This window comes from Hydrogenobacter sp. (genome assembly GCA_041287335.1).
Taxonomy (GTDB): Bacteria; Aquificota; Aquificia; order Aquificales; family Aquificaceae; genus Hydrogenobacter.
Genome location: JBEULM010000061.1, coordinates 30,824 through 56,160, shown reverse-complemented (window position 1 = coordinate 56,160; position 25,337 = coordinate 30,824). Strand labels below are relative to the sequence as shown.

Below are 25,337 nucleotides of genomic sequence, written 5' to 3'. Positions count from 1 at the left end.
CGCAAGAGAAGTTTGAGTGTAGGTTATGTGGTAGGAAGCTGAATGCGGATGTGAATGCGTCCAGAAACCTGTCTGACCGTGTCAGATGGGGGATGCATTTACGCCGTATTCCGCAAGCCCTTGTCAGGCAGGTGGATAGGTTTTTGAAGAACCTGTCTGATGAGCGGTTCAAGTGCCTCAGGAGTAAGGCACTGGGCTTACTGTCTGAAAATCCTTATTTTAGAGGGTTTTCAGGCACAGCCCTAAACCCGATGCATAGATAGATGTCTATAAGTGGGATATCTGTCTATGCAAAGGGATACTCTTTGACGCTATGCACGACTGGGGAATTGAGTATACAAAAGCTTCATCTAAATGACGAGCTTTTCCAGTTCCCTCCTTTTTATGATCTCTATGTAGCCTCTTTCTGTGTTTATAATACCTTGCTTTTTCCATTTGCTCATAACCCTTATGGTAGTTTCAACAGTTGTTCCGGTCATTTCTGCTATGTCAAGCCTTGTGAGAGGTGCTTCTATGATTATTGTGTCTTCATACTTTTTACCGATCCTGTCAGCTATCTCTAAGAGTACCTTTGCGATGCGCTCTTCCACCTTACCTCCTGCTATGCTTTTTAGGGTCTCGTAAGTCTGTATCAGGTTGGCTGTGGCTTCGCAGGTCATCTTTATAGCTACAGCAGGATGTTTTATAGCGAGGTTTATAAAGTCTTTGTTAGATATATACAATGCCTTTGATTCGGTCATGGATTTTGCCGTGTATGTGTTTTTAGGAGCTTTCTTGCCCCACTCTATCCATCCGAAAACATCTCCAGGATAAACGAGCCTGACTATGACTATCCTCGCATCTTGCGTCTCCTTCAAGAGCTTTATAAGACCTTCTACGAGTATGTATATGCCCGGTTCAGCTTCCTCCTCAAAGAAGATGTATTCATTCCGCCTAAATTCTTTGAGTTGCATATACTTTACAGCATCCTTTAGCTCCTCCTCTCCAAGACCCTCAAACATGTGGACATTTTTGAGCATGTCCAGCTTTAAGTGCATATCTTCCCTTTCTCTAAGAGCCTCTTTTGCCATCCTTTACCTCCTACTATAACTTCTGGTTGAAAAACTACGTAATCGGTGTGAAAAGGTACTTTGTTTTTACCACCGAAAGTGTGGTTGTCTCCTATCGCTATATGGATTGTCCCCAATATTTTCTCCGCCTCAAGCACGTTGTCAGCCCTTTTTGCTCCAGGATTGGTTCCAATGCCGAACTCGGCTATAAATCTCGCCTGATCGTATTTTTTAAAAATATCTTCAAGAGTATGTCTGTATGGCTCAAAGCCTTCTATCTCTTCAACAGCACCGTCCTTAAACTTTAGGCTTATAGGTCTTTCAAGCTTTCTATTAGGACCGTATGTGATCACGAGCCTCCCGTATGCTGATGTTTCAATTGGTGCTACAAAACCTTCACCTGCGGGTAGGTTGCCAAAATCTCCACCTTTGTGAAAGATACCTGTATCTGCTATAGCCCTTCTCCCATTTAGCGAGAATTCCACATTCGTACCTTCAGCCCCTCTCACTACAGCCCACTCCGCTTCTGTGAGTATGTCCGCAACATCCGTACTTAATCTGCTCACAGCTTCCCAATTTACATTCATAGGACCTTCAAACATGCTCGGTTCAAAAAGTGGCATAGATGCGTATCTTACCCTAAAGCTGTCTGTAAGTACTTTTCTGTAAAAGGTGTGTGTGGTAGAGTAGTAGGGAAAGGCAACTACTACGTGCGGGACGTCATTCGCGTAGTTTTTGAGGATGCTTATAACTTCATGCTCCGAATAAGGCTCTTTGTTAAGGACTTTTTCAAGAAGATTTGCTTCTTTGAGCATGTTTATTGCGCTATCCCCAAAGGTTATCCTCCATACTTCCTCTGGTGGTTCTGTGCCATGTACTTTCAGTGAGGGATAAACTAAGTACCTTACCTTAGGAGTTATCCGCTTAGCCACATCCAAAAATTCGTATAGAAGTTCAACAAGGTAATCCTTCTCGTCATCCGTTAACAAAAGTATACTCTCCCATTCTCTGAGATCCATATTCACCCTGTAGAGCCTATAAATATGATCTTCATACATGGCACTCAATAATAAAATTTAGATCAATTTCCTTCAAGGCAAGGGTATTTTTAAGGCGCCCAGTAGGTACTTAAGATCGTTGTCGGTAAAGAGAAGTCCTACACCACCAAAAGCGCCTCTGAGTTTAGGATTGAGAAGGTCATCACCACCAAAGCGCACAAAGAGAGGTCCGCTTACTTTGTAGTTTACGCCCACTTGAAAGTTCGGTTTGAGGTTTTTATCTTGAGGTCTGTCCCTTCTCCCAAAGTCCCATAAGTCTGATGTAAATGTGATCCTGTTGCTGTATATAAGATCAGCTCCTATGCCTCCAGTGGATTCTTTGAGACCTCCTCTAAGCACAACGTATTTATCTTCAAACAGCGGGAAGATTCTCGCATACTGCAATGTGAATTCAGGTTTGAACTCTTTTTTTACTATGGTTTGATTTGGTAATATCTCCTCCCTGTAAACTCTACCTCTTGAATTTCCTACCACTTCAAGTAAATAATACTTGCTGTTATCGGGTTGAAGAGTCACACTTATCACACCTTTAGAATCCCCGCCTTTATAAAGCTCTCCCCTGAAGCCTATGTAAAGATTGGTTTTATCAGCAACTTCTCCAGCCTTTGCAAAGGTTTTTGTAGCCGATGTTATGTTCGTATAGAGCTCTTCATCCTTTATGAGCTTCCCAAGAGTACCTTCCCCTCTCTCTATACGGGCGAGTATTCTGTGGAGGTCTTCCGAACTTTTTTTGAGTGAAGTGGTAAGATCTGCGAGGTTTGAAGTGGTACTTCTCAAGTTGTCCCTGTTTTCCGCAACCACGAGGTTTAAGTTCCTTGAAAGGTCGTTGAGATTTTTCACAAGCTCAGGAAAGGTGCTTTTGAGACTTGCGGACAGATCCCTAAGATTTTCAACACTTTCCCTTATGTCCTCTCTGTTTTCAAGAGCTAACCTGTCAATATCTCTGGAAAGCCTTTCTATGGAAGCTATAGTAGAGGGGAGGCTTCTGTTCAAGTTTGCGACCAGAATATTCAAATTGGCTAAGGTTTCCCTCAGATTCTCCCTGTTTTCAAGAGCCATTTTATTGAGATTATCCGAAAGAACCTCAAGATTTTGGACTATCTTTCTTATGTCTTCCCTGTTTTCTGTCAGTATGAGTTGGAAGTTTTCCACCATAAGTCTTACAGCTTCTGATGTGTTTGTAAGCTCTTTCACAAGCTTATCCGTATCGGCGTATCCGTACGTTTTCTGTATAACCTCCCCTTCAGATAAAGTGCCAGAAGATGGGTCGCCGGGATTTATAGAGAGGTATTTATCACCCATTAGTCCAAGAGTACCTATCTGTGCGCTCGCATCTCTGTACAGTCTTATACTTTTGTCTACTTCAAAGATCACCTCCACTTTTCCATCTTTTAATTCCACGCTTCTGACTTTTCCGCTCTTTATTCCCGCTACCCTCACTTCAGCACCTTTTGAAAGACCTCCCACGTTGTCAAAGTACACTCTGTAAACTTTAACGCCAGGCTTGAAAAAGGGTATCTCTCCAAAAGTCAGCACGAGGAAGGCAAAAGCAAGAGAAACAGCAGTTACTAAGGCACCGACCTTAAATTCGGTGGAAAATCTCATGCTATCATTATATTATTTCTCAGCAATCTGTTATATTTTTTTTTGCTTGGTCTTAGAGGATAGCTTCTTAACGATTTCTTAACAATTTATCTTTACGATCAATACCGGCTATGAAAAATAGAGTTGAAGAACTTATAAGCAAGATTGAGGCGGAAAAGGAAGGGTGCAGGAAGCTCCTGAAAAGAGGAGAAAAGTCAAGAAAGCGAGAAAGGGACACTTTTCTTACAGAAAAGGACAGAACCATACTGATTGGGTCCTTTGTGGCGGGTGGATTGTTAGAGAACCTTATCACTAAGGCAATAAACAGGTTATTCTAACATTAAGGGTCTGCCTCTCTCATAGCTGAGACTTGCAAGTAAGCTTTTGGGAGCTTGTTTTTTATACTTATCGACTGAATAAAACTTAACACGTACCTTTTCTTTACTAAGCTCAAGCACAGAATATCCCCACGTCTTCTGATTTAAGAACCTTATCCAAGGGTTTTGAGTTAATTCCACCTCTGTGATTTCTTCTATAGTTTTATACTGAGGAAAATCTCTCTTCCACCAGCCTGCTTCTGAAGTGTTTATAGAGGATAAGGCACCTGTCATGAACTCAGCTCCTAAAACCCTTTCATAACTAGGTCTGAAGTCTTCTGGAATGTCTGAAGCCATAAAGGCATGTCTATCACCCGTCAAGACTATGAGGTTATCTATGTTTTCATTCTTTAAAAACTCTATTATCCTGCTTCTTTCACCTATGTAGCCATCCCATGCATCTGTACTACTATACAAACCATCTATCCTTGAAAGAGCAAACTGTACCTCATTAGCCCAAATTTTCCAGCGAAAGTTTCTTTCGGAAAGCCTACTAAAGAACCATTTTCTCTGTTCCTCTCCCAGCATTGTGTGAGTTATCTGTGTTGAACAACCGGGAGACCTATACCTGATAGGACACTGCTTTTGCCGGTATGAGCGTTCGTCGGTGCATATAAGATGAGCGAGGTTTCCTACTTTGAAATTCCTGTATATGCTTATCCATTCAAGAGGATTCTTACTGTCAGCGCTTAATTTTACCACCGCAGGTGTGTATTCGTACCACGCTTTAATGGAAGCTCTTTTTAGCCTTAAACAAAACTCTCTATTATTTCTTATGCTTTCAGGATAGCTAACAGGTACCCAATACTGCCTATCGTAGTCATAGTAGTAGTCGTTTGCAAACTCGTGGTCGTCCCATATGTATATGAAAGAATGCATAGCGCGCGCTATCTGATAGTTAGGGTCAGAAAGGTAAGTTCTGTAGAGATGGCGGTAGTCTTCTAAGCCTATGGCACATGGTTGCCCAGATGGAAGGTTTAGTTTTCTATCAGCTATCTTTGCTCCGTAGATGCACTCGTATATGGCGTCCCCAAGGTGCAGAACAAAACCAATATCTTCTTCCTCCGCGATATGTCTAAAGGCTGAATAATATCCATCTTCGTAGTTCTGACAGGTTATAAAGACTATGGAATAGTTATCCACTTCCTTATCGGGTAAAGTTTTGAACCTTCCCATTCTCTTTACCCCTGCATACTCAAACACATAAAAGTAAGTTCTGCCGGGTAGCAGGTTTCTTATCTTTAACCTAACTGTATAGTCGTTCATCGGGCTTATGTAATTTGTAGGCACTTCATACTCCTTATACAGTTCTTTTCCTTCTAACAGTACATACACCTTTAGGTTCTTAGACAACCTCGCATGTACAGAAGGCTCTATACGCGCCCAAAGAAGGATGCTCTCTTGGGTAGGGTCTCCGCTTGCTATACCTTGAGGAAAGACCTCCACGCTCTCTTCTGAAATAGCCACAAAAGGATGGAGTAGCAGGAGGCTGATAGATAAACCAGCTATCTCTAAAAACTCTCTCCTCGTAAGCATATCAATCCTCCAGTTTGTATTCTATGACTACTTGAAAGGTGTATTCTTCTCCGCTGGGTAAAGGGGGAAACTTTAGGGATGATATGAGTTTTTGAGCTTCTCTGTCTAGTATGAAGCTTCCGCTTGAACGCACTACCTGAAGATTTTTTAACCTTCCATCCCTGTCCAGAGTAAGCCTCAAAGTTACTTTCCCTTCAACACCATATCTTTTTGCCTCTTCTGGATAGACCTTCTTTGCTTCTATAAGCCTCTTTACTTTGAGAAGGTATTCAGCAAAGGGGTCCTTATTTGGTTTTGTAGGTGGGCTGGTCTCTTCTTTTTCAGGTTTGTGCGACTGCTCTAACTTTGGATTCGCCTTGTCTTCTTTTATCCCCGTCTTCTCTGAAGGGCTTTGTATTGCTTGTTCCTGTTTCTGTTCCTTTATTTCTTCCTCCCTCTCGTTGAGCTCTTCTATGGGACTTTTTATGAGTGGGTTTTGAATAGGTGTAAGTTTAGGTTTTTCTGTTGCCTGGCTTTTGGAAGGCTCCTTTCTTATAAATTTTTCTGTTTTCGTGGTTTTTGTAGGTTCTTTTGTTATTTTCTTTGTATTTTCCTGCGGAAGTTCGAGTAGTTTAACCTGTATATACTGAGGTTTGCTTTCTTTGTATGCTACGAGGGCTAAAGGAAGTTTGAGAAGGAAAAAGAGTGAAAGCGAGCTAACAGTAAGGCTAAGTATAAAAGCTTTTATTCTGTCTTCTAAGTAGGTGTTCATTTTTTCTCACTTGCAATGCCTACGTTGGATATGCCTTCCATCTTCATAAGGTCGAGTACCTGCATAAGAGGCTCTACTTTTGAGCGCTTGTCCGCTACTATTAAAACGCTTTCTATATTTTGCCTATTTTCTCTTATATAGTTTCTTATAGCCTGTAATCCCTCTAAATTATTTTCAGCCTTCACTCTTCCCTCCTGGTCAATATACACCCGTAAAATTTTTGATTTTCTCTCCTCTTGAGCTGTCTTTGTAGCTGGAAGTAGGATAGACTGCTGGAAAAGGGGTATTACGTTGAGGGTATAGAGGATAAAAAACACTAAAAGAAACAGCATCACATCTATAGTTGGTACTATCTGTATTTCCTCTTTGCCCTCTTGCTCTTCTTCCAAGAGGAGTATTAATAACTTAAGCTTTTCCATCATTTTAATACCTCTTGGAGTATTGTGGCTTTTATGCGTTCTCTGTACTGGTGTAGTCGTGAAGAGAAGAGCTTGAAGAAAAGATAATTCCAAAGAGAGAGAAGGATTCCTACCGCTGTTGCTACCAGGGCAAAGCCTATGGCAGAGCTTATTTGAGAAGCATTGGATACACCAAGCTGTGTAAGTTTGTTGAAGGCTTCTATAAGTGCTATTATGGTACCCAGCAGTCCTACGAGGGGAGCGGTAGTTGCAGAAAAGTCAAGCCACCAAAGACCTTCTCTAAAAAGGTGCATCCACTCATAAGCTTCTTGAGGAGATGTTTGCGGTCTTCTTCTTAACTGTAAAAACTTAAGCACTATCACGTAATTAGAAGCCAAGAACATAAGAAACATACCTACAAAAACAATCTTGTGTAAAAGCTCGAGGCCCATCTCAGAAACTCCCTTTTAAACCAACAGCCACACTGAAGGGCGCACCCACGTAGTATGTTCCGCTAGTATCTCCTACCGATATCCTGCCTATGTACTTCTTATCAAATAGGTTTCTGATATCGATGTATAGATTTGCGTATCCCTTGTATATATCCCTGCTTATGTAGAGGTTTGCAAGGGTATAACCTCCCACTTTTTCCGTATTTGTAAGATTTCCGTACCTTGAACTTATGTAAATTACGCTGGGTCTTACATCAAATCCCAAAATCATGTAGTCCATACCCAACTTAAACATGTATTTGGGCGTATCTGGAACAGTTTTGTCTTTTATGTTTATGGGTTGATTTCCGCTATAGTAGAGTTCATCTTTAAACTTGGCTTCGTTGTATGAAAAAGAGCTGTATAGACTAAGACTTTTGAAGATGTTGGCACCTATCTCCAGTTCAGCACCGTAAGCTATTACCTTTCCTGCATTTCTGAGGTATATTAGGTTAGGGTCCGTGGGGTCCGCAATCCTTATTAACCTATTTTTGTAGTCAACGTAATAAGCGGAAGGTACTATGTATATACCGCCAAAGTCAAACCTTATGCCAATATCATAAGAGTCGGACTCTTCTGGCTTTAACTGGTCTGCTACAAACTGCGCGCTTATGTTCGTTGGTATGGCTCCTATAAAGTTCTGTGGAACCCTGAAATTCTTAGCGTATGCGAAGTAAGGATACACCACATTTGAAAGCTTGATGCCTATACCGATGTTGGGCAAGATGCGTCTGTAGGTCTTTATGTAAGAGGTATTACTGTCTTTTTTAAGATTCGGATAGTCAAATATGTTGTCCTCTGGAAGGTAAGGCAGACCCTGAGTAGAGTAGTTTGTAAAATCTCTTTTTACCTGAGCAAATCTCAAGCCGAGATTTAGGTCTATCCTGCCTCCAAAGAGGCTTCTTAAGTCCGTAAATACGTATGGCGTGTTGGTAGTTGTTATGGTCTTTTGTATGTAGTTGTATTGAAAGCGGGGTGTTCCAACTGTATTAGTTAAGAGGGTAAAGGAGTCATTAGGGTTTACCCTCACCGGTCTTGAAGGCTGCCACTGTTTTAGCTCTGACCTTTCGTACCAATAACCCGCATAGAGCTCTCCGTAAGGCACGTCAAACCTTAACTCTGTGATGACTCCTGGTCTATCCGTGTAGTTAAAGGACTCTCTGAAGGCTATATAGGTATTCCCACCAGAGGTAAAGGTGGTGGCTGATGTGCCACTTCCCCTTCCGTACCAATAGTAAGGCTTTAGGATTAGCGTTATGTTCTTTGCCACGTCCAGTTCTATGTTCGCTCTTGCCTCCCTGTTTATGTAGGGGTTTTTATAAAACTTGTAATAGTTAAGGTTGTTATCCCTTATAGCTGGGTTGTTGTGAACTGTACCGTTGCCACCTGGGAATATGAGCCTGTCCGTGTAGTCAAACCTTCTGTATCTATCCAAATCCATAGCCTGTGCATAGTTTAATCCCCTGTAGAAATAGTTAGTTTGAGCGTTGTTGTCAAAGTAGAACTCCCACCTTAGCCTTCCTAGATTTTGAGCAAGTCCAAAGGCTAAGTGGTCCCTGTAGTCCGGGTTTTTACCAGGACCTTTCCACTTTTCAGCGCTGGTATGCGAAAAGGAGATGAAACCCTTAAGGTTTATCTTCGGTATCAGTCCCGTATCAAGCCTAAGGTACTCTCTAACAAAGCTGAAGCTACCCGCGGAAAGGTTATAGCTATACCTTAGTTTGTTACTCGGAGGTTTTACCCTAAGTTTTATTGAGCCACCTATATCTACGTAGAAAGGTGACCTCTTTCCTACTGCTCCCCTCTCTACTGTGATGCTTTCAAGGTTTTCTACATCCACGTACTCATGAGGATATAGGGCAAAGTTTCCCGAGTCGTTTAAAGGCATACCGTCTAATGATACGCCTATCTGCGTGTTATCAAAGCCCCTTATTCTAATAGAGCCTCCACCAAGACCGTAAGGGTCGTCCGTCTGCACGTTCAAGGATGGTGTGAGTTCTACCGCTTTGAAGATATTTACGGAGCCCGCACCCGACTGTTTTGTAAGCTCTTCGCCTTTTATAGTGGTTTCTGTGCGCGGAGTTGCGGTTTTTTTCTCAACAGGTAGTTTTTGTCTTTCTTCCTCACTCCTCTTTTCTTTCACTTCTACCTGTATCTGGGTTTCTTGAGCCAGCGCGTTCAAACAGCTAAGAGACAGAACAGCACCGATGAGGTACCACCTTCTCATCGTTTTACCTCCTCTACGATTTCGTTCTATATACTACTGATTTTTTGTTAAGATTCTGTTAAGCGTCCGTTAAAGTTTTTTAAACAAAGAGTCTATTTAGAGTATCAAGCACGTTAAGATAGTCTCCTTCTACTCTTAACCTGCCTTCTAAAAGATACCTCACCACTTTTGAGGGCTTTTCTATAAGTCTTAGAAGGTCTTTGTATGCTACTATTACCTTGTTTTTTACTTTTATTGAGTCTTCTACGAAATGTATGCCTTCTTGATTTATGAGAAAATAGAAGTTTTTACCGTCTTCTAACCTTACTTCAAGAAGGATAGGCTCCTTTATCTTTTTGAAGGCTTCCTTGTGCTTTTCCTGCGTATGATGGGCTAAAAGTTTCAGCTCCCTTAATACTTCTTCAGTACTCGCTCTCAAGACTTATAACCTTCTCATCTTGAGATAACCTTCTTATTATTTCCTCTAACACCTCAAAGGCTCTTTCCTCGGTGGAGTATATTCCGAGTACCGCAGGAAGCAAAGGCTGGCTCATGTAAGCCACCACCTTATACACTATCCTTTTCTTGCCCTCCACCTCTATCTTTGTTTCCTCCACAGAAAGAGATATTAGGTGGAGGGCGTTTAAATACCTTCCGCTTCTTGTTTTAATAAAGTTCATTCTTGTTTTTTCTCCTCTTCTTTTTGTTCTTCCTTAAAAGCCTTCTTTGCACCTTCTACCGCACCCTCTACTGAGTATTTGACTACCTTAAGAGCCTTTTCACCTATCTCCGCTGCGGTTTTAACGATATCTTTGCTTAAGTCTAACACCTTGTTTAGAGCCTCTGATGGTAGTTCTTTGAGGCTTTTTTCTTCTGTAGCTCCCAACTTCTTCTTTAGTTCTTCCAGCTCTTGCTTTATTTTTTCTAACTCCTGAGCTAAGTCTTTTCTTTCTTCCATGATACTACCTCCTTTTGGTTTTTTTTATTGAGTATATACTTAAGGCTACGGTAACGCCGTTATTTATAAGAGTAGAAATAGTAGGTCCAAAAAGACCCACCACAGAGCCGAATAAACCTACCGTGTTGGCAAATGTATTTATGGCATATATCTTCCTTAGCTTTTCCATCGTATATTCCGAAAGCTCCACGACATCTATTAAGTGCCAGAGGCTATCTCCTATCACTATATCTGCCACTTCTATGGCTATGTCTGTACCGCTTCGTAGGGAAATACCTACGTGGGCGGAAGTCAAAGCTGGAGAGTCATTCACTCCATCACCAACAAAGGCTACTATTCTACCCTTTCCCTTTAGCTCTTCCACAATCTTCGCTTTTTCCGCAGGAAATACGCGCGCATAAAACTCATCTATGCCCAACTCTTCTGCTATATACTTTGCGATACCTTCATTGTCTCCTGTACACAGTACAACTCTCTTGCCTCTTCTCTTTAGTTCAGCTACTACATCCTTTGCCTCCTCTCTCAGTGGGTCCTTAAAGGTTAAAAGTCCTACTATCTTCCTGTCTTTTACCAAATAAAGCACGGATTTGGCTTCCGCGTGAAACCTATCCACCATATCCCTTATTTCCGGGTCTATCTTAATGCGTTTCTTCTGCATGAAGCGCGTGCTACCTAACAAATACCTCTCGCCAGATATGTCTCCTTCAACACCAAGACCTATATGGTACTGCGAATTTTTCCTTGGCATAAGCTCAAGCCCCCTTTCCTGTGCAAGCTTTACTATAGCCTTAGCCACAGGATGGGTTATCCTTTGGTCTAAAGATGCAGCGTAGAGGAGTGTATCTTCCAGACTTAATTCAATTCCAACCACATCTTCTATTTGAGGACTTCCTATAGTGAGAGTGCCTGTTTTGTCAAACACGAAAGTATCCACCCTTGATAAGGTTTCTAACTTGCTACCACTTTTTATGAGAACACCGTAGGTAGATGCATAAGATATACTGGATAGTACCGCCAGAGGTGTAGAAAGGTGTATGCCTGTATGGTAGTCTATTATTAGAGTAGAGGTTAGCCTGCTTACCTGCCCGCTCAGGGCAAAGGTGCCAAGACCAAGGGCTAAGGTGGGGAGCACCATCCTGCTGGCCGTCTCTTCTGCAAGTCTTTGCAGGCCTATGGGTTCCTTTATGCTTTCCTCCACCAGCCTTGCTATCTTTGCCACCACCGTCTCCTCACCCACCTCCTCCACCCTTATGTAGAGCTTTCCGTCCTCTACAAAGGTGCCCGCATAGACCTTATCGCCCGCCTTCTTATGAACAGGGTTTGACTCCCCTGTAAGAGAAGCCTGATTGACGAGGGCATCACCCTCCTGCACCAACCCGTCTGCGGGTATCTTCTCCCCCGCATAGACCACAATAAGGTCTCCGCTTTTTAAATCTAAAGCTTTTACCTTGATAGCTTGTCCATCTCCGATTACAAGCCACGCGGTATCCTCTCTGTAAGAAAAGAGCCTTTCTATTTCCGCGTAGGCTTTTTTCTCCACTTTTTCCGAAAGATAGTCTCCGAGGACAAGCAAGAACACCATAGTATGAGCGGACAGAGGGCTTCCCGTAAGGCTTGAAAGCACTATGGCAGAAGAGTCAAGAAAATGCACGTCAGGCTTCAGAGCTTTGAGGGAGCTTAAGCCTTTTTCCAGTATGGGCTTTGCAAGGAGAAGCGTTATGGCAGACAGCAGAGGACTGGGCAGAAGCCCCCTGGCAAGATAGGGCAGAAAGCCAAGAGAGGTCAGAAGCAGCCCCCTTCCAGCTTTGGTTTCTTCCCTCCTTTTCTCCACCTTCAGCAGGGAAAGGTCTCTTAAAAAAAGCTCTCTTGCGGTGGAGGCAAGGTAGTTTAAAAACTCAATAAGGTCAAAGCTGTCTGGCTCATACTCTAAGAGGAGCCTTCCGCTCCTTTTTGAGTAGGACACCTTCTTCACACCGCCAAAACGAGAAAAGCTCTCTTTCAGAACCTCTTCAGGATAGTGCAGGTGCTGGAAGAGGTAGGAGCTGAGCCTGAGCCTGCCCGGTGAAAGGTTTTCCAGCCTGTAGGGTATCATTCTTGCCTGTTTTCCTGCTGGAGCTTCAGCTCAAGGGCTTTTACCATAGCCTCTATTTCCCGTTGGGTTTCCTCAAACCTTCTTTTTTCCTTTGCCCTATCTAACATGTAAAGGGCAAGCACGCCCAAGCCAAAGCCTAAGGCAAAGCTAAAGGGTCCGGAGCAGAAAAACCTTCCAAGCACTGAAGCAACTCCGTTCATCTTTTTACCTCCTCATATTCTTTCCTTTATCCTCTGGAGTATCTCCTGCTGTTTCTGCAAGATTTCCAGCTTTTTCTCCACCTCAAGCCTGTAAAGGTGCCTGGCTTCTGAAATTACATCCTCCCAGAACTCCTTGCCCTCCTCCATGTTTCCGCTCAGCCACTGCTGAAAGGCTATTACTTCCTTTGTGGTAGAGACAAGTAAAGGTCTTGCATCCTTCATTATTTTGCTCAGAACTACAAGACCAGCAAGAGTACCAAAACCATAAAGAAGCATGTTGGTAGAAAGGCATCCACCTACAGTGGAAGGCAAGTTAAAGTTTAGCATATACCACCTCCTAAAATTTAGTTTTTAGATAGGGTATCAAAAACATGCTACAAAAACCAAAGGAAATAAGTCCCGCAGGCAAGCCTAACATGAAAAGGCTAAAGCCCAGCTTTACCGCAGGATGTTTCAATAGAGGCTGTATGTAGAAGTGCAGGTCTTCTTTATTTATATGAACCTCTTTAGGTTTTAAACTCTCTATAAGTCTTTGAGCAAAACTGCCCTCTTGAAACTTTATAAGCAGTGTCGTAGTATTTTCCTTGTATTCAACCCCTAAAACCCCCTCCAACTCCGCCGTAAAACGGGCAAAAAGGTTCCTGCCTTCTCTTGTGCTAAAGTAGAGTCGCGCTTCTCCTTGCTTTCTGGCTACGTATTCGATCATTATTCTTCTTTGTAATTTATCATAACCTTATTAAGAATTTGTTAAGAAAGGCAAAGATCAGAATATCTCTCCACAAATCTTTGAGGCGGAAGGAAAGCCAATATATAAATTACTGCTTTTTTAAAAAATTGAAGTATAATATTTCAAAACTGCACTGGGGGTATTGGCTATGATGAAGTATCTAAGGAAGCCAGCTCTTGTACTTGGTATTACCGGTACTTTTTTCTTTACGAATAGCGTACCTGCTCTTGCAGGTCTTGTAGAATCAAAACCTGCTTTTGATACGGTAATTTCCCGAAGGGATCAGGATATGCAAAAGATACAGAGAGCTCTTGAAAGCAAGATCCTACAAGAGAAATTAAAGGCATACGGTCTTAGTAAAGAGGAGATACAGAAAAAGCTTTCTGAACTTAACGATGAGCAGATACACATGCTGGCAAAAGCTTCTGACAAAGTATTGGCAGGTGGTGACGGTATAGGAGTAGCCATAGCTGTGGTCGTTCTCCTCATACTTATAGTCATACTCTTGAAACTGCTGAATAAAGAGATCATCATAAGGTGAAAAGATCTTTAGCCCTTCTCTTCCCCTTTCTCCTTTCTTTAAAGATCCTTGATGTGCCTTTTGTCAAACAGAAAGATGATTATTGCGGTCCTGCATCCTTGAGCAGTGTCTTTGAATACTACGGAGTTAATCAAACTCAGGATGAAATAGCTAAAGCGATTTATGAGCCTAAGCTCAAAGGTGCTCTCATAACGGATCTTGAAAATTACGCAAAAAAGCTGGGCTTTAAAACAAGACTCTTTCAGGGAAGTCTTGAAGATGTGAAAAGGTATATAGATGAAGGGAGACCTGTGATTTTACTTGTTGATATGGGTTTTATGTGGGTAAGCGTTCCTCACTATATTGTAGTAATCGGTTATGATAAAGATCGTATATATGCACATACGGGTTACGAAAGCAAAAAGGCTTTTGGTTACGCTGAACTTGATAGAAAGTGGGCAAAAATGGGAAGGGTAGGGCTTGTCATCTACCCGTGAATTTTTTCAAGCACTTTTCTGTATCCTTCAAGCAGGTCTCCAAGGTCAAACCTGAATCTATCTTTGTCCAGTTTTTCTCCAGTCTTTTCATCCCACAGCCTGCATGTATCAGGGGATATTTCATCCACAACAGCCAAATTCCCATCAGGTAATTCACCAAACTCAAGTTTAAAGTCTACAAGCAAAAGCCCGTGTTCTTTAAAGAAGGTTTTGAGTACTTCGTTCACCTTAAGAGCCATGTTCCTAAGCAAGTGTATTTGTTCCTCTGTTAAAAGGTTAAGTAAGAGAATATGCTCATGGCACAATAGAGGATCGTGAAGAGCATCGTTTTTATAAAAGAATTCTACTATAGGTCTTTCAAAAGCTTTACCTTCTTCTAAACCGAGTCTCTTGCATATACTTCCCGCTGCTATGTTTCTAACCACCACTTCCACATCAAATCTTTTGGCTCTCCAAACGAGCATCTCCCTATTGGAGAGTTTACGTATAAAATGGGTTTTTATTCCTTTTTTCTCAAGTATTTCAAAGATGATGCTTGATATGGTGTTGTTAAGATCTCCTTTACCTTCTATATACGCCTTTTTTGTAGCGTCAAAGGCTGTAGCTGTATCTTTAAAGTAAAGTATGTATCTGTCTGGGTCTTCCGTTTTGTAAACTATCTTGGCTTTGCCTTCGTAAAGCTTTTCCATGAATAACATTATAGGCGGGGAGAGGTTCCCCCGCAAGATAGCTTAGAACTTCCAATTGAGACCAACAGATACAGCGTCCTGAGCGTTCTTACCTTGAACTACAAAGCCAAAACCCATGTTGTCCGTTGCGGTAACTGTCTTTTCGAAGGCATGTTTGTATGCCAAATCCACGCTGAAGGTCTTAGTAAACTCGTATCCCAAACCTAAGGTTATGTGCTGTTCCGCAACTGCAGGAAAACCTATAAGGTTAAAGAAAGCCACATTAAAGTCGCTAAAAGGTACCGCAAAGTTTGGAATGTTATTGGCGTTCATGAGGTTCTTAGCGCCTCCCCTTATGGGAGATTTACCATAGTTGTAACCTGCCCTTAGAGCCAACTTGGGGATGGGTCTGTACTCACCACCAAGAGCTATCACCCATTGATCTTTCCACTGGAACTCTTTATAACCTTTTGCGTTTTTCCAATTTATCCACCTTATGTCCAATCCCACCTTGAGGTTCTGCATAGGTTTTACACCTACACCGAAGGCAAACTCCTGAGGTTGTGTAAGCTTGAGATCTTCAAACCTTCCGTCACCGTTGCTATCAAAAACCCTTTTATAGGTCATAGAGACTGGGCTTTGATAAGTCAAACCTGCAAAGACAAAATCGTTCATATCGTACGCTATACCTACCTGCGCACCTATACCGTAAGTTTGAGACTGTCCTCCCCCCGCATTCCAACAGTTTGTAGTGAAGGGTTGGCACATATTAGCTCCCATGTCCAGCGAGCCGTAGGCTATGTGTATCGCACCTGATATGGATATTGCATTATTTACTTTGTAAGCGACAGCTGAAATGATCCTCATGAACTGCAAGGTAGTGTGCATATTTGCAAGCAGAGGGTTCTTGTTCCTATAATCTACACCCATACCGGAAACACCAAAGGCACCTATACCGAAAGTGAGCTTATCGTTTATCTGGTGAACTATACCCACTTCAGGAACTACGAAGGTTTTAGCCTGGCTCGTTTCCTCTACAGGGGAAGGTGCTGGACCAAGAGGTGTTACGTTACTTTTACCTTTCACGTGAGGCATAAAGAGTATTCCGCCAAAGCTCAAATTAAAGCCCTTGTAGTAACTCATCCATGCTGGGTTTCTAAATATGGCATCTGTGGGACCTACCGGCATACCTACGCCTATACCACCCATACCTCTTGAAGCTGGTGATACTCCAATGAGGTTGTCTCCATTGGTAGCAAAGGAAAGCCCCGCTACGGAGAGAAGTCCTGAAAGCAAGAGAAACTTCTTCATCTTACTACCTCCCTTTTAGGTATTGACTCTTTACATTATAAGGGCAAAGTGTATTAAAATCATTCAACTTGCTTATAACGTTTTAAGCCAAATTTATATAATGGTATAAGAAATTCCTAAAAAAGCTGTTCTATGAGCATCACTTTCCTTTCCAGGCATTCTATAAGCTTCTGTAGGTCTGTCCTGTTTACAAAGTAAACTCTACCCCCTATGGGTACGTTCTCTTCCTTCATAGGTTTTATTCTTACATAACCGAGTTCCTTGCTCGCTATATAACCTGTTATGTATTCTGGATCGTCACTCCAGCATATTTCCGCTATAATACCGCAATGTATATTCTTTGTAGCTATAGCGAGGGCATCTACGAGCCTTTCCAGATAAACTTTTTTTATGCCTCTTTCCTTCAGAGCTTCTTTTACTGCGTTACGATTTCTCCAATCTATCCTTGTTGTCCTTATACCCCTTTCTTGATCAGGCTCAAGCCTTTCTCCAGTCTTTACATCCATAAGTACAGCACCTCTCATATTTCCACCCTTAGGGTTTGGTCCTTCACTTAGCAATTTCAACGCCTTTTTTGTTATCTCTTCACTTATACCCGCATCTTTCAGCTTTTTTATGACAAATTCGTGGGCTTGTGATACGTTCGCAAAGTCGTAACTTTTTATGGGAAGAGATTTGGGTATGACTTCAAGACTTTCAACTCTCTCAACGGTTATGACTATCTTGTCATACCTTTTTGGTCTTTTTAAAAGCTCAACAACTACCTTTTCAAGCTCGTAATGGGGAATTATCCTTTCTGCACCAGAAACGTGCCTTCCGTCAAGTTCTGCTCTCATCCTAACGCTACGCATGATCAGACAAGGAGCCTCTCTTCAACCCTAAACTGCAAAGCTTCGGATAGGTGATGTGTCCTTATGATCTCGTCTCCTTCTAAATCGGCTATAGTTCTTGAAACCTTTAAAAGTCTCATGTAAGACCTCCCGGTTAGGTTTAGTTTCTCCATAGCGTCACTTAAAAAGATCTTTGCATCTTTATCCATCAGGCAATATCTTTCCACATCCTTTTCACTCATTCTCCCATTGAAGAAAATAGGTTTGTTTTTGAACCTTTCCCTCTGGATGTCAAAAGCTTTTCGTATTCTCTCTCTAATTTGAGCTGATGTTTCACCACTTTTCATACCCAAAAGTTCCTCCTTATCCACGGGATCTACCCACACCTTGAGATCTATACGATCAAGTATTGGTCCAGATAACTTAGATTGGTAGTTTCTTATTTGTGATGGACTGCATGTGCATACTTTAAAGGGGTTTCCGTAATTTCCACAAGGGCAAGGGTTTATGGCTCCGACCAATAAAAACTGTGCAGGAAATCTTACTCTTCCGCCTACCCTGGTTATATTTACGTAACCATCTTCTATAGGTTGTCTGAGTACTTCAAGAGTTTTCCTGCTAAACTCTACCATCTCATCAAGGAATAGGATTCCTCTATGAGCTAAGCTTATCTCACCAGGCATAGGGAAAGTTCCACCGCCGATGAGGGCTACATCCGAAGCTGTGTGGTGTGGTGATCTGAAAGGTCTTTTCGTTATTAAAGCACTAGTCAAAAGCCCCGCTACACTGTATATCCTCGTTATTTCAAGCGCTTCTTCAAGAGTTAAAGGTGGCATAACTGTTATCATTCTCTTGGCAAGCATGCTTTTACCTGTACCGGGAGGTCCTATAAACAGTAAATTATGCATTCCTGCACAGCTGATCTCAACAGCCCTTTTTGCAAGGGTCTGCCCATAAACATCACCAAGATCCATCTCAAAGCTTTCACTGTCTTTGAGAAGGCTCTCAACATCCACCTTCACAGCCGGCTTTGTCCTTTCACCCTTCAAATACTCTACAAGCTCTTTTATACTGCTAAAACCGTAAACCTCTACCCCTTCAACTATACCACCTTCAAATACATTACTTTCAGGTACAAAGAACTTTCTGTATCCTCTTTCCTTTAAGGAAAGCACTATAGGTAGTACACCGTTTACCTTATTTATCTTTCCGTCGAGGGAAAGCTCACCTAATATCACCGTATCTTCAGGTACTTGCAACACATCCAGCGTCTGCAGTATGCCCACCGCTATGGGAAGGTCATAGAGTGTTCCCTGTTTTTTCAAGTATGAAGGCGAGAGATTCACCGTTATCTTTTTAGGAGGTATGGTATATCCGGCATTTTTTAAAGCGGACCTTACTCTATCCTTAGCTTCGTTTATCGCTTTGTCCGGAAGCCCAACTACAGCAAACTGTGGAAGTCCTGGAGCTACATCAATTTCCACATCTACCTCAAAGCCATCTATACCAAGCACGCCTCCGCTTTTTATCCTACAAAACATGGTTTAATTATAGTAGATAATACGCCAGGTGAGAAATTCTATACCAAACCCTTCAAGGCTTGCTTTAAGAAAATCTAAGGATAAAGTTTAAGGAAATAGAGTGATATTTTTCATCCTGCGAGCAGAGGTTGTGAGTTGAAAGATCTGACTGGCTATAGCTTTTTTTAGAAAGGGGATGCTAACATGAACCGATTCCTCACCCTGTGTACGCCTATGTACTCTTAAAGTTCTTCTATCCTTGAGCTATCTCAATGATTTTGCAGAACCTTCCCGAGAGCCTGCCCAAGGGCTTTAGAACCTCATAGTTTAAGCTTTCAGCTCCCGCGAAAACAACCCTGCCAAATATAAGGTCGTAGTTAAAAAGTTCCTCATGTTTTATAAGCACGCACTCAAGCCAAGCCTTTGCCTTAGCAACCCTTGGCACCTTTACCCTATAAGACCTTGCTTTTTGAATTCCCAAAGTCTCAAACTCGCTTATATGGGGCGGATAGTCTTCTGAGCTCTTCTTTACAAGCTCAAGAAACTCTTCAGAAACAAAATTTATAACAAACTCTTTTGTTTCCAATATGTTCCTGGCAGTGTCCTTCCTTCTTCCATCCTCTCTTTTGGAGACAGATATGATTACCACAGGCGGTTCGTCACACACCGCGTTATAAAAGCTAAAAGGAGCAAGGTTTGGGATACCCTCAGAACTTACACTTGAGACCCAGGCTATAGGTCTGGGGATCACCAAATTGGTAAGTACATGATAAGGGTCAAAACCTTCTGGATTTTCCATATCAAAAAGCATGCAATATAATATAAAATATCCCAAATTAAGGTTCAAGTTTGGCTAAAATCTCTCAACATACAATAAAATTTGCAAAAAAGGTAACGTTTTTATTATCTAATAAACGCATGAATGAACTTGACAATATATCTTTTTAGGTTTTATATTTTTGAACTTAAGGATTAACAGAATGAGGAGGTGTTCACAATGGAACTCTTAAGTTTCCTATTCTTTATTTCCCTTTTAATCCTTACAGGACCTCTTTTAGGACTCTATATAGCAAAAATCTTTAGCGGAAAACTCCTTCCGGGTGAAAGGTTTATATACAGGCTATTAAGAATTGATAAAGATGAAGAGATGGATTGGAAAACCTACGCTTTTAATCTCCTTGTATTTAACCTTATAGGTCTTATCGTTCTCTTTTTAATACTAATCTTTCAGAACTTCCTGCCACTTAATCCTCAGGGTTTTAAAGGGTTTCCCTGGGATTTGGCATTAAACACAGCGGTCTCTTTCGTTACAAACACCAACTGGCAAGCGTACAGCGGAGAGAATAGTGCAAGCTATATCTCACAGATGCTTGGATTTACGGTACAGAACTTTCTTTCGGCAGCTACTGGTATAGTGTTAGCGGTCGTAATGGCAAGAGGTATAAAGAGGACGGAAACTTCCTACATAGGCAACTTCTGGGTAGATATAACAAGAGCGACCCTCTATGTGCTTCTGCCTATAGCTTTTGTGAGTGCCTTTTTTTTGGTAAGTCAAGGAGTACCTCAGAACTTGGACCCTTATTTAAAGGTTCAGCTACTGGACCCTGCCATCAAAGGCAAGGAACAGACGCTGCCCATGGGACCAGTTGCCTCGCAGGAGGCCATAAAGCTATTGGGTACAAACGGCGGAGGCTACTTCGGAGCTAACTCCGCACATCCCTTTGAGAATCCCACTCCTCTCAGCAATCTCTTTGAGTCTCTTTTGATGCTTCTTATACCCTCGGCTATGCCCATTGCCTTTGCAAAGCTTACAGGGAGGAAAAAGTTCGGATGGGTAATATTCGGAGTGATGCTCTTTTTATTCTTTTCTGCTCTCTTGCTTCTTTATTACTTTATGTCTATGCCCCACCCTGATTTTGCGAGGATGGGTGTGGAAGGTCCGTACGTGGAGGGTCAAGAGACGCGCTTTGGCGTGTCTGGAAGTGCTCTTTTTGGAGCCGTTACAGACTCAGCCGAGACCGGAGCGGTAAATGGTATGTTTGACTCTTACCTTCCCTTAGCAGGTATGGTACTTATGCTTTTGATGGGTGTAAGTTCCGTCTTTGGCGGTGCAGGTATAGGTTTGGTCAATATGCTGGCTTATGCAATAATAGCCGCCTTTATAGGCGGTCTTATGGTAGGAAGGGTGCCGGAGTTTCTACAGAAAAAGCTATCACCCAGAGATATGTGGGCGAGCGTTGTGATAGCCTTTACCTCTACCGTGTTAGCTCTTGTCTTTACTTCCATAGCTCTTTATACCAAGGTGGGCACGAGATCTATTTTGAATGCGGGTCCTCATGGTATCTCAGAGGTCTTTTACGCATACCTTTCTACCGCCAACAACAACGGAAGTGCTTTCGCTGGTCTTGATGCAAACACACTTTTTTACAACCTTACCACTGCTTTTGTTATGTTTATAGCTCGCTTTATTCCCGTCATTATGTCAGTTTATCTTGCCGGTAGTTTTGCAGAGAAAAAGCAGGTACCTACAGGGCAAAGCCTCCAGCAGGAAAGCTTTACCTTTGCAGTATGGTTCATATTCATACTGCTCCTTTTAAACGTTCTTGGCTTCTTTCCAGTGCTTTCCATGGGACCCATCTTAGAGCATTTGCTGCTTTACGGAGGTTAAACTGTGCATAGGAAGGAACTTGTTTTAGAGGCACTAAAGGGCACCTTCGTAAAGCTAAACCCTATAGAGCTTAGATACAACCCAGTTATGCTCTCAGTGGAGCTGGGAGCCTTTCTGGTATCTGTAGAGTTTTTTTTGGCGCTTTTTGGAATAAAGAAGACACCTGTATGGTTTACAGGCTCTACCGCCCTTTGGCTGTGGCTCACCATACTCTTTGCCAACTTTGCCGAGAGCCTATCTGAGATAAGCGGTAAAGCTCGTGCAAAATCCCTAAGAAGCTATCAAGCCACGTTAAGTGCCAAAAGGCTAAAGGAAGCGGATTTTGAAAGCCTTTATGAAAGGGTAAGCTCTTCGGAACTTCGTAAAGGAGATTTAGTTCTTGTGGAGGAAGGAGACATAATACCAGGAGACGGTGAAATCCTAAAGGGAGCTGCCATGATAAACGAAGCGGTGGTAACGGGCGAGTCTGCTCCCGTCATAAGAGAGGCAGGGTCGGACCGAAACGCGGTAATCGGAGGTACGAAGGTGGTTGCAGGCAAAATAGTGGTAAAAATCACCGCAAATCCGGGAGAAACCTTTATAGACAAGATGGTATCTATGATAGAAGGTGCAAAGCGTAGAAAAACCCCTAACGAGATTGCTCTGGAGGTGCTTCTGATACTCCTAACTTTGGTCTTTCTGGTGGTAGTAGTAAACTCGTGGGTGCTTTCTAAGTATCTATCCAATTACAGCGGTCGGGGAGAGCCTATGTCTTTGACAGTTCTTGTAGCTCTCTTTGTCTGCCTTGCACCTACGACGATAGCGGCGCTCCTGCCTTCCATAGGCATAGCAGGTATGAATAGGCTCTTTAGGCACAACGTGGTAGCCCTCTCAGGACGAGCGATAGAAGCGGCTGGCGACGTAAATGTGCTTTTGCTTGATAAGACAGGCACCATAACCTTAGGGAATAGGATGGCAACAGAGTTTATCCCCGTAGGAAACCATAGGGAAAAGGAGTGTATACGGACAGCTATGATTGCCTCTATAGCTGATGAAACACCAGAAGGAAAGAGCATCATGGAGCTTTCTAAAAAAAGGCTCGGCGTTCGTTCAGAACAATTGCCAAAGAATGTGAAAGTTATCCCTTTTACACATGAGACGAAGATGAGCGGTGTGGAGATAGAGGGGCATGTATACTACAAGGGTGCCTTTAGTGCTGTCAAACAGTACCTTCAGAAGGCAGGAGGAACAGTACCTCACGAGGTAGAGGAGATAGTGGCAAAGGTGGCTATGAGAGGAGATACTCCTCTGGTGGTGCTGAAGGACAAAGAAATCGTAGGGGTGGTGGTGCTAAGGGACATAATAAAAGAGGGTATAAAGGCAAGGCTCGCGAAGCTAAGAAGTATGGGGATAAAATCCATAATGATAACAGGAGATAACCCATTTACCGCTGCGACTATAGCAAGAGAGGCGGGTGCGGATGATTTTGTGGCAGAGGCAAAGCCCGAAGACAAGCTAAAACTTGTAAAGAAGCTCCAACAGGAAGGCTACATAGTGGCTATGACGGGAGATGGCACCAACGACGCTCCAGCTCTTGCACAGGCTGATGTGGCGGTCGCCATGAACGCAGGCACGCAGGTAGCAAAGGAAGCGGCAAACATTATAGACCTTGATTCGGACCCTTCAAAGCTCTTAGACATAGTAGAAATAGGCAAAAGCATGCTCATAACCAGGGGAGCCCTTACCACCTTCTCTATAGCTAACGACATAGCCAAGTATTTCGTCATAGTACCCGCAGCCATAAGCTCTATATACCCACAGCTAAATGCCCTTAACATACTAAAGCTGGAAAACCCATACGTGGCTATACTCTCTGCTGTTATCTTCAACGCCCTTATAATACCTCTGCTTACACCCCTGGCTTTAAGGGGTGCCTTTTATAAGCCCCTTTCACCTAATAAGCTCTTCCTCTACAACCTTCTCGTTTACGGACTTGGAGGGGTAGTAGCACCCTTCATAGGCATATGGGTTATCTACTACGCAATATACTTTTTTGTGAGGTGAGACATGAGCGGATTTTTTAAGACCTTGAAAGTCTTTCTCCTGCTTTTTGTCATAACTGGAGTGATATATCCGCTTTTAACCACAGGCATAGCGTCCTTTATGTTTCGGGAGAAGACAAAAGGAAGCATAATCTACTATAAGGGAAAGCCAGTGGGCTCAGAGTTAATCGGGCAACCCTTTATAAGCGACTATCTCTTTTGGGGCAGACCCTCAGCGGACAACTACGACCCTCTCAACAGTGGTGGTTCAAACCTTGCGCCCACAAATCCAGAACTTTACAAACAGATAAAAGCGAGGATAGAAAGGCTAAGGAATAGCGGTATAAAAGAGAAGATATCCTCCTATCTTGTCTTCTCCTCCGGGAGCGGGCTTGACCCTCACCTTCCACCTGAAGCTCTGCTAATTCAGATACCTCGTATCTCCGAAAGGACAGGTCTTTCTAAGGATGAGTTGGAAAGGCTGGTAATTAAGAACACAGAAGAAAGAAGTTTTGGCTTTTTTGGTGAAAGAAGAGTAAACGTTTTGAAGCTCAACTTAGACCTTTTAAGCCTCTTGGAAAGCCATGGTAATAGAAGACTACCCTGAAGAAAGACCTCTGCCCGAAGAGCTGTTAGAGCTTATAGAAACGGAAGCAGAACCACAGGTAGGAAGGGGCAATTTTATTGTCTATCTTGGATATGCACCAGGGGTTGGAAAGACCTATTCCATGCTGTACGATGCTCATCTATTAGTGGCTGAAGGTAAGGATGTGGTGGTGGGATATGCGGAAACCCACGGAAGACCAGAAACGGAAGCTCTACTTAAAGGTCTTGAGGTTATACCCTCCATCGTGGTTGAATACAAAGGTTTAAAGATAAAGGAGGTAGATTACGACAGGATAATAGAAAGAAAGCCTCAAATCGTTATAATAGACGAGCTTCCGCATACAAATCCACCAGGCTTTCCTGAAGAGAAACGTTATCAATCCATCCAGAGGGTGCTTAAGGCTGGCATAGATGTATGCACCGCTATGAACGTCCAACACTTAGAAAGTCTTAAGGATATTGTGTATCAGATATGTGGGGTAGAGGTAAAGGAGACTATCCCAGACCCATTCATAAAGGGTGCGAAGGAAATAAAGCTTATAGATCTTCCTCCGGAAGAGCTGTTAAAGAGGTTGAGGGAAGGAAAGGTTTACGTTAGGGATATGGCAGAGGAAGCCATTAAAAGGTTCTTCAAACTAAGCAACTTGATAGCTCTGAGGACCCTTGCCCTTAGGGTGCTTGCAGACCAGCTTGACCAGACATTAAAGGAATATCTTCGCAAACGCGGTGTATCAGGTCCCTTAGGATTGAAGGAGAAGATACTTGTAGGCATATACGCTAGTCCTTACGCTTCACATTTAGTAAGAAAAACCTATGGACTGGCTTCGGAGCTTGGAGGGGTTGAGTGGGTAGCTCTGTATGTGGAAACCGAGAAAGCAAAAAGCTTTACAGAGGAAGAAAAAAGGTGGCTAAGGGAGGCAATGGAAGTTACCCAAAAATTGGGTGGAAGGGTAGAGGTAGTGAAGGGCTACTCTGTAGCCCGAGAGATAATAAAATACGCCAAAAAGGAGAACGTAACCAAGATAATTCTTGGAAAACCCAGAAGGGAAGGTGCGCTCAGAAGTACCATATACAAAGAAATTATTCTCCAAACGGAAGGCATAGACATATACCTTATAGCGCCAAAAGGTGGTGTGAAGGAGCCGAGGGTAAAAAGAGAGGGGATCATATTAAGCTTTTTGAATATGGTTAAGAAATTTTGGAGTGGTCTGCTTCCTAAACACAAATTTCACAAATAGTTTATATTTTATACTTTTATAATTTCCGTAA

Annotated in this window: 28 protein-coding genes; 8 read left to right on the top strand and 20 right to left on the bottom strand. The window is 42.6% G+C overall.

From position 1 onward, the window contains the following. Positions 1-263, top strand: a 263-nt coding sequence (locus ABWK04_08970; protein MEZ0362004.1) for a hypothetical protein, incomplete at its 5' end; no start/stop codon positions are given. A gap of 87 nt (positions 264-350) precedes the next feature. Here ABWK04_08970 and ABWK04_08965 read toward each other — a convergent pair. Genes ABWK04_08965 through ABWK04_08955 form a run of 3 tightly spaced genes read right to left on the bottom strand, consistent with a single transcriptional unit; the run spans position 351 to position 3,712 of the window. Continuing rightward, positions 351-1,070 (bottom strand): Crp/Fnr family transcriptional regulator, encoded by a 720-nt coding sequence (locus tag ABWK04_08965; GenBank protein MEZ0362003.1) that lies wholly within the window; start codon positions 1,068-1,070, stop codon positions 351-353. Beyond that, positions 1,028-2,107, bottom strand: a complete 1,080-nt coding sequence (locus ABWK04_08960) for an aminopeptidase (protein ID MEZ0362002.1) — start codon at positions 2,105-2,107, stop codon at positions 1,028-1,030. Before ABWK04_08960 ends, ABWK04_08965 begins: the two co-directional genes overlap by 43 nt. Before the next feature lie 33 nt (positions 2,108-2,140). Then, on the bottom strand, positions 2,141-3,712 hold the full coding sequence (locus tag ABWK04_08955; GenBank protein MEZ0362001.1) for an MlaD family protein: 1,572 nt from the start codon (positions 3,710-3,712) through the stop codon (positions 2,141-2,143). A 110-nt stretch (positions 3,713-3,822) separates the two neighbouring features. Between ABWK04_08955 and ABWK04_08950 the strand changes: the two genes are divergently transcribed. After that, positions 3,823-4,029 (top strand): hypothetical protein, encoded by a 207-nt coding sequence (locus ABWK04_08950; GenBank protein ID MEZ0362000.1) that lies wholly within the window; start codon positions 3,823-3,825, stop codon positions 4,027-4,029. Here ABWK04_08950 and ABWK04_08945 read toward each other — a convergent pair. From ABWK04_08945 to ABWK04_08890, 12 genes are all read right to left on the bottom strand, one after another. Continuing rightward, a complete protein-coding gene (locus ABWK04_08945; protein MEZ0361999.1) occupies positions 4,021-5,604 on the bottom strand; it encodes an alkaline phosphatase D family protein in 1,584 nt (527 codons plus the stop codon). The genes ABWK04_08950 and ABWK04_08945 overlap by 9 nt on opposite strands. Position 5,605: 1 nt before the next feature. Further along, complete coding sequence (locus ABWK04_08940; GenBank protein ID MEZ0361998.1) at positions 5,606-6,355, bottom strand: TonB family protein; 750 nt, start codon at positions 6,353-6,355, stop codon at positions 5,606-5,608. After that, complete coding sequence (locus tag ABWK04_08935; GenBank protein MEZ0361997.1) at positions 6,352-6,777, bottom strand: biopolymer transporter ExbD; 426 nt, start codon at positions 6,775-6,777, stop codon at positions 6,352-6,354. The genes ABWK04_08940 and ABWK04_08935 overlap by 4 nt, the downstream gene beginning before the upstream one ends. Further along, a complete protein-coding gene (locus ABWK04_08930; protein MEZ0361996.1) occupies positions 6,774-7,205 on the bottom strand; it encodes a MotA/TolQ/ExbB proton channel family protein in 432 nt (143 codons plus the stop codon). Before ABWK04_08930 ends, ABWK04_08935 begins: the two co-directional genes overlap by 4 nt. A 1-nt stretch (position 7,206) precedes the next feature. Continuing rightward, positions 7,207-9,471 carry a TonB-dependent receptor gene (locus tag ABWK04_08925; protein MEZ0361995.1) on the bottom strand — a complete coding sequence of 755 codons (2,265 nt, stop codon included), beginning with the start codon at positions 9,469-9,471 and terminating at the stop codon, positions 7,207-7,209. 79 nt (positions 9,472-9,550) lie between these two features. Further along, a complete protein-coding gene (locus tag ABWK04_08920) occupies positions 9,551-9,889 on the bottom strand; it encodes an SCP2 sterol-binding domain-containing protein (protein ID MEZ0361994.1) in 339 nt (112 codons plus the stop codon). After that, positions 9,873-10,130 (bottom strand): hypothetical protein, encoded by a 258-nt coding sequence (locus ABWK04_08915; protein ID MEZ0361993.1) that lies wholly within the window; start codon positions 10,128-10,130, stop codon positions 9,873-9,875. The genes ABWK04_08920 and ABWK04_08915 overlap by 17 nt, the downstream gene beginning before the upstream one ends. Continuing rightward, the gene (locus tag ABWK04_08910) at positions 10,127-10,408 is read right to left on the bottom strand and encodes a hypothetical protein (protein MEZ0361992.1); all 282 of its coding nucleotides are present in this window, start codon (positions 10,406-10,408) and stop codon (positions 10,127-10,129) included. The genes ABWK04_08915 and ABWK04_08910 overlap by 4 nt, the downstream gene beginning before the upstream one ends. Positions 10,409-10,412: 4 nt before the next feature. Next, complete coding sequence (locus ABWK04_08905) at positions 10,413-12,500, bottom strand: heavy metal translocating P-type ATPase (GenBank protein ID MEZ0361991.1); 2,088 nt, start codon at positions 12,498-12,500, stop codon at positions 10,413-10,415. Further along, positions 12,497-12,700: a hypothetical protein gene (locus ABWK04_08900; protein MEZ0361990.1), complete on the bottom strand. Its 204-nt coding sequence runs from the start codon at positions 12,698-12,700 to the stop codon at positions 12,497-12,499. The genes ABWK04_08905 and ABWK04_08900 overlap by 4 nt, the downstream gene beginning before the upstream one ends. Positions 12,701-12,712: 12 nt before the next feature. Next, entirely contained in the window at positions 12,713-13,027 is a 315-nt protein-coding gene (locus tag ABWK04_08895) for a hypothetical protein (protein MEZ0361989.1), read from the bottom strand. Positions 13,028-13,037: 10 nt separating this feature from the next. Beyond that, positions 13,038-13,406: a hypothetical protein gene (locus ABWK04_08890; protein ID MEZ0361988.1), complete on the bottom strand. Its 369-nt coding sequence runs from the start codon at positions 13,404-13,406 to the stop codon at positions 13,038-13,040. Positions 13,407-13,575: 169 nt separating this feature from the next. Between ABWK04_08890 and ABWK04_08885 the strand changes: the two genes are divergently transcribed. Both ABWK04_08885 and ABWK04_08880 read left to right on the top strand, forming a co-directional pair. Beyond that, complete coding sequence (locus ABWK04_08885; GenBank protein ID MEZ0361987.1) at positions 13,576-13,968, top strand: PA2779 family protein; 393 nt, start codon at positions 13,576-13,578, stop codon at positions 13,966-13,968. Continuing rightward, positions 13,965-14,444: a C39 family peptidase gene (locus ABWK04_08880; protein MEZ0361986.1), complete on the top strand. Its 480-nt coding sequence runs from the start codon at positions 13,965-13,967 to the stop codon at positions 14,442-14,444. The genes ABWK04_08885 and ABWK04_08880 overlap by 4 nt, the downstream gene beginning before the upstream one ends. Here ABWK04_08880 and purC read toward each other — a convergent pair. The 5 genes from purC to ABWK04_08855 form a co-directional block, all read right to left on the bottom strand. Next, positions 14,435-15,133: a phosphoribosylaminoimidazolesuccinocarboxamide synthase gene (gene purC / locus ABWK04_08875; protein MEZ0361985.1), complete on the bottom strand. Its 699-nt coding sequence runs from the start codon at positions 15,131-15,133 to the stop codon at positions 14,435-14,437. The genes ABWK04_08880 and purC overlap by 10 nt on opposite strands. 42 nt (positions 15,134-15,175) lie before the next feature. Continuing rightward, the gene (locus ABWK04_08870) at positions 15,176-16,423 is read right to left on the bottom strand and encodes an outer membrane protein transport protein (GenBank protein ID MEZ0361984.1); all 1,248 of its coding nucleotides are present in this window, start codon (positions 16,421-16,423) and stop codon (positions 15,176-15,178) included. 116 nt (positions 16,424-16,539) lie between these two features. Beyond that, the gene (locus ABWK04_08865; protein ID MEZ0361983.1) at positions 16,540-17,274 is read right to left on the bottom strand and encodes a 6-carboxyhexanoate--CoA ligase; all 735 of its coding nucleotides are present in this window, start codon (positions 17,272-17,274) and stop codon (positions 16,540-16,542) included. A gap of 2 nt (positions 17,275-17,276) precedes the next feature. After that, positions 17,277-18,794: a YifB family Mg chelatase-like AAA ATPase gene (locus tag ABWK04_08860; GenBank protein ID MEZ0361982.1), complete on the bottom strand. Its 1,518-nt coding sequence runs from the start codon at positions 18,792-18,794 to the stop codon at positions 17,277-17,279. A 232-nt stretch (positions 18,795-19,026) separates the two neighbouring features. Beyond that, positions 19,027-19,584, bottom strand: a complete 558-nt coding sequence (locus ABWK04_08855) for a flavin reductase family protein (protein MEZ0361981.1) — start codon at positions 19,582-19,584, stop codon at positions 19,027-19,029. Positions 19,585-19,770: 186 nt separating this feature from the next. Here ABWK04_08855 and kdpA point away from each other — a divergent pair, with 186 nt between their 5' ends. From kdpA to ABWK04_08835, 4 genes are read left to right on the top strand one after another with little or no spacing between them, the layout of a single operon-like run. Then, positions 19,771-21,441, top strand: coding sequence for a potassium-transporting ATPase subunit KdpA (kdpA, locus tag ABWK04_08850; GenBank protein MEZ0361980.1), 1,671 nt, complete (start codon positions 19,771-19,773; stop codon positions 21,439-21,441). Positions 21,442-21,444: 3 nt separating this feature from the next. Beyond that, a complete protein-coding gene (gene kdpB / locus ABWK04_08845) occupies positions 21,445-23,484 on the top strand; it encodes a potassium-transporting ATPase subunit KdpB (GenBank protein MEZ0361979.1) in 2,040 nt (679 codons plus the stop codon). Positions 23,485-23,487: 3 nt separating this feature from the next. Continuing rightward, complete coding sequence (gene kdpC, locus ABWK04_08840) at positions 23,488-24,069, top strand: potassium-transporting ATPase subunit KdpC (GenBank protein ID MEZ0361978.1); 582 nt, start codon at positions 23,488-23,490, stop codon at positions 24,067-24,069. Next, positions 24,047-25,306, top strand: a complete 1,260-nt coding sequence (locus ABWK04_08835) for a histidine kinase (protein MEZ0361977.1) — start codon at positions 24,047-24,049, stop codon at positions 25,304-25,306. Before kdpC ends, ABWK04_08835 begins: the two co-directional genes overlap by 23 nt. Positions 25,307-25,337: the final 31 nt, after the last annotated feature.

What these genes read in the sequence shown, in the direction of transcription:
- ABWK04_08905 (MEZ0361991.1), bottom strand. Translation starts at nt 12,500, where the DNA reads ATGATACCCTACAGGCTGGAAAACCTTTCACCGGGCAGGCTCAGGCTC.
- ABWK04_08965 (MEZ0362003.1), bottom strand. Translation starts at nt 1,070, where the DNA reads ATGGCAAAAGAGGCTCTTAGAGAAAGGGAAGATATGCACTTAAAGCTG.
- kdpA (MEZ0361980.1), top strand. Translation starts at nt 19,771, where the DNA reads ATGGAACTCTTAAGTTTCCTATTCTTTATTTCCCTTTTAATCCTTACA.
- purC (MEZ0361985.1), bottom strand. Translation starts at nt 15,133, where the DNA reads ATGGAAAAGCTTTACGAAGGCAAAGCCAAGATAGTTTACAAAACGGAA.
- ABWK04_08930 (MEZ0361996.1), bottom strand. Translation starts at nt 7,205, where the DNA reads ATGGGCCTCGAGCTTTTACACAAGATTGTTTTTGTAGGTATGTTTCTT.
- ABWK04_08955 (MEZ0362001.1), bottom strand. Translation starts at nt 3,712, where the DNA reads ATGAGATTTTCCACCGAATTTAAGGTCGGTGCCTTAGTAACTGCTGTT.
- ABWK04_08960 (MEZ0362002.1), bottom strand. Translation starts at nt 2,107, where the DNA reads ATGTATGAAGATCATATTTATAGGCTCTACAGGGTGAATATGGATCTC.
- ABWK04_08925 (MEZ0361995.1), bottom strand. Translation starts at nt 9,471, where the DNA reads ATGAGAAGGTGGTACCTCATCGGTGCTGTTCTGTCTCTTAGCTGTTTG.
- ABWK04_08915 (MEZ0361993.1), bottom strand. Translation starts at nt 10,130, where the DNA reads ATGAACTTTATTAAAACAAGAAGCGGAAGGTATTTAAACGCCCTCCAC.
- ABWK04_08890 (MEZ0361988.1), bottom strand. Translation starts at nt 13,406, where the DNA reads ATGATCGAATACGTAGCCAGAAAGCAAGGAGAAGCGCGACTCTACTTT.
- ABWK04_08910 (MEZ0361992.1), bottom strand. Translation starts at nt 10,408, where the DNA reads ATGGAAGAAAGAAAAGACTTAGCTCAGGAGTTAGAAAAAATAAAGCAA.
- ABWK04_08945 (MEZ0361999.1), bottom strand. Translation starts at nt 5,604, where the DNA reads ATGCTTACGAGGAGAGAGTTTTTAGAGATAGCTGGTTTATCTATCAGC.
- ABWK04_08895 (MEZ0361989.1), bottom strand. Translation starts at nt 13,027, where the DNA reads ATGCTAAACTTTAACTTGCCTTCCACTGTAGGTGGATGCCTTTCTACC.
- ABWK04_08870 (MEZ0361984.1), bottom strand. Translation starts at nt 16,423, where the DNA reads ATGAAGAAGTTTCTCTTGCTTTCAGGACTTCTCTCCGTAGCGGGGCTT.
- kdpC (MEZ0361978.1), top strand. Translation starts at nt 23,488, where the DNA reads ATGAGCGGATTTTTTAAGACCTTGAAAGTCTTTCTCCTGCTTTTTGTC.
- ABWK04_08940 (MEZ0361998.1), bottom strand. Translation starts at nt 6,355, where the DNA reads ATGAACACCTACTTAGAAGACAGAATAAAAGCTTTTATACTTAGCCTT.
- ABWK04_08860 (MEZ0361982.1), bottom strand. Translation starts at nt 18,794, where the DNA reads ATGTTTTGTAGGATAAAAAGCGGAGGCGTGCTTGGTATAGATGGCTTT.
- ABWK04_08885 (MEZ0361987.1), top strand. Translation starts at nt 13,576, where the DNA reads ATGATGAAGTATCTAAGGAAGCCAGCTCTTGTACTTGGTATTACCGGT.
- ABWK04_08900 (MEZ0361990.1), bottom strand. Translation starts at nt 12,700, where the DNA reads ATGAACGGAGTTGCTTCAGTGCTTGGAAGGTTTTTCTGCTCCGGACCC.
- ABWK04_08855 (MEZ0361981.1), bottom strand. Translation starts at nt 19,584, where the DNA reads ATGCTTTTTGATATGGAAAATCCAGAAGGTTTTGACCCTTATCATGTA.
- ABWK04_08865 (MEZ0361983.1), bottom strand. Translation starts at nt 17,274, where the DNA reads ATGCGTAGCGTTAGGATGAGAGCAGAACTTGACGGAAGGCACGTTTCT.
- ABWK04_08935 (MEZ0361997.1), bottom strand. Translation starts at nt 6,777, where the DNA reads ATGATGGAAAAGCTTAAGTTATTAATACTCCTCTTGGAAGAAGAGCAA.
- ABWK04_08950 (MEZ0362000.1), top strand. Translation starts at nt 3,823, where the DNA reads ATGAAAAATAGAGTTGAAGAACTTATAAGCAAGATTGAGGCGGAAAAG.
- ABWK04_08835 (MEZ0361977.1), top strand. Translation starts at nt 24,047, where the DNA reads ATGGTAATAGAAGACTACCCTGAAGAAAGACCTCTGCCCGAAGAGCTG.